Annotated in this window: 2 protein-coding genes; both read right to left on the bottom strand. The window is 57.0% G+C overall.

Annotated elements, in window-relative coordinates; all coding sequences use genetic code 11:
- Positions 1 to 156: 156 nt before the first annotated feature.
- Positions 157 to 1,590 carry a hypothetical protein gene (locus AQ1_RS11555; protein WP_042087451.1) on the bottom strand — a complete coding sequence of 478 codons (1,434 nt, stop codon included), beginning with the start codon at positions 1,588 to 1,590 and terminating at the stop codon, positions 157 to 159.
- A gap of 208 nt (positions 1,591 to 1,798) precedes the next feature.
- Positions 1,799 to 2,158: a PilZ domain-containing protein gene (locus AQ1_RS11550; RefSeq protein ID WP_150007480.1), complete on the bottom strand. Its 360-nt coding sequence runs from the start codon at positions 2,156 to 2,158 to the stop codon at positions 1,799 to 1,801.
- Positions 2,159 to 2,557: the final 399 nt, after the last annotated feature.

Here is a 2,557-nt window from a genome sequence, read left to right as displayed (position 1 = left end):
GGGTGACGAAATAAAAGTGAGCCCGGGGTGACGAAAGTAAGATAGCCCGGGGTGACGAAAGAGGGGGGTGACGAAAGGGGGGGGGCGGGCAAAAAAAGAAAGGGTGGCCAAAGCCACCCTTTCCCGTAGTTCAGAGCGATAAGCTGATGAAGCTTATCAGTTCTGGTTCCAATCGGTGGTGCTGTTCACGGCGCCATCGGCATTGAACATCAGGCGGTTCACTTCAACATTGCTTTGTTCAATGGTGAAGGTGACCGAACCGCGGGTGATGGCAACGGCATCGGGATCGAGCAGACCGGCATCAACCAGGGCATCCCCAAGGGCAACGGCGCTGATTTGCAGTTCGCCACCGGCAGAGGTGCCAGAGGTGAGGCCAGCAGCGGTTACATCAAAATCATTGATGCGGTTGCTGCCATTGGCATCGACGCTGTTGAGATTGGTGACGGTAGCGAACACCTGCGCCCCGGCATCAAGATCAGTGAAGCGGAAGATGTTGTTGAGATTGGCAGGCTCGAACGCAACCCAATCAAAGCTCTTGCTGGTGCCATCGCGGGTGAGGCTGGCGAGAGCGCCTGTCACACTGGCTGAAGGAACAGCGGTGGTGCCATTGGCACTGGCGACAGAGAAGGTGACATCCTGTGCCGAAACCATGGCTGCGTCATCACCCTGAAGCAGATTGATCGAAACGTTGCGATCACCACCGAGGAAACCGCCGATGCTGCCAGCGGGAACTTCAAGCGTGAAGACATTCGGAGCAGCCACACTGTTGACCAGAGTGAGTGCGGGTGCAACCGTGATGTTATCAATGCCGGTGGCATCTTCAACAGTGGCGGTGAGGGTCACATTGGCGGGGCTGACAACTCCCGTTTCAGCAGCAATTTCAGTTACCACGCCACCACCTGTTTGGGAGACATTAACTGTACCCAAGACACCTGTGAAGACAGGAGCGGGTGTAGCCACAAAACCAGCAAAAACCGGGGTCGTGTCGAGTGACAAATCGGGAAGTAATGCAGATGCCGTAACAGCGGCATCAAAAGGCTCAACCACTTCAACGATGTTATCGGCGAGTTCAGCAGCCACGATTTCAACGGTCGTAGCAGCAGAAGCGGCAATGCTGATATTGGCGGAAGCGGTGTTGCCCAGATCCGTGTTGGTGAGGATCACAGGAAGATTGAAAATGGCTTCGTTACCAGCGGTGCCGCAGTTCGCTTCAAATGTAGCTGCCGCGGTCACGGTGAAGCTGCTATCACCCGGGCCTGCGGTGCCAACGGTAAAGGTGCCCGCTGCGCAGGTGCCAGTGGTTACAGGGGTGGGCGCACCATTCAGCACGAAGCCGGTGCCGGTGAGATTGAACGTGATCGTGGCGGCATTGCCAGACAGGCCAAAGTCCGCTGTTGCGCCTTCACCGATCACGAGTTGCAGCGTGCCATTCTGCTGCAGGAAGTTTGAACCGGCAGCCAGATTGATGGGCGTACCTAATTCGCCGATGGTGCCGCCGGTACCAACCGTCAGTGTGGCATCGGCAAAAGCAGTTCCGGCCGAGAGCGCCACAATGGCGCTGGAAAGGGCCAGTTTATTGAGAGTTTTCATCGTGTGTCCGTCCTTGTTTAAGGTTAGGTCCATCTTGCGTCGAGAGCGGTCAAGTTCAGTTGGTTCGAGTGCTATTCTGACGCGAGCATGTCGCTAAACACAGCGCTCATCCCCTCTCAGCATGATGTGAAGTAGTTAGAATGAAAGCTTGGCCGGTGTCAAGCCATGGGAAAGCTTGGACAGTGACTTTTTTTTTCAGCATGTTATCCTAAATTTTACCTTTTGGATCTGGATGATCTTTTGCATCCTTTAAATCCGCATCTTGCATATCGGGCCCGATATGTTCGGCATAATGGCGCAAAAGCAGATCCGGGCCCAAAAGCAAAGTGAGGCCATAGCCCTTCTCATGCTGCCATTGCACCCGGGCCGCAAATTCCCCCAGATTGGGAATATCGAGGATCAGTTCCTCGCCCAAAACAAGGGGGGCGGGGCTGGCGATATGGGTGCCCGCCCAGGAAACATCCAGAATATCGCAGGGCCAGATCTGATCATTTTGGGTGATGATTGTGGCTGGCCAAGACACATTCATCCGCTGATCATGGCGGCGATCATCGTGATCATTGCTCATTTTTCTGGCCCTTTTTTGGCTGTGGGGCGGCCCGGGGGCCGGGTCCATCTTTGGAGGGTGGAGGATGGTTGAGGATGGACTTCGGGTCAAGGGCGGAGCCGGGTTAAGGGCGGGGCCCTGCACGAGATGGACCCCGGGTCAAGCCCGGGGTGACGAGAGAGGGGGCGGGGTGACGATTCTTGATCTCGCGCCAGTTCGCTGCGCTCACGGCTCCGATGGGGCGGCGCAACAGCGCCGGCGCTCAGTCGCGCTGGCTTCTTCTTCTCACCCGCGTCATCCCGGCCCCCGAGCCGGATCCATCTTTGGAGGGTGGAGGATGGTTGAGGATGGACTTCGGGTCAAGGGCTGAGCCGGGTTAAGGGCGGGGCCCTGCACGAGATGGACCCCGGGTCAAGCCCG

It is taken from the genome of Iodidimonas nitroreducens, from assembly GCA_000710935.1.
Classification (GTDB): Bacteria; Pseudomonadota; Alphaproteobacteria; order Sphingomonadales; family Rhodothalassiaceae; genus Iodidimonas; species Iodidimonas nitroreducens.
This window is presented reverse-complemented; position numbering and strand designations above follow the sequence as displayed.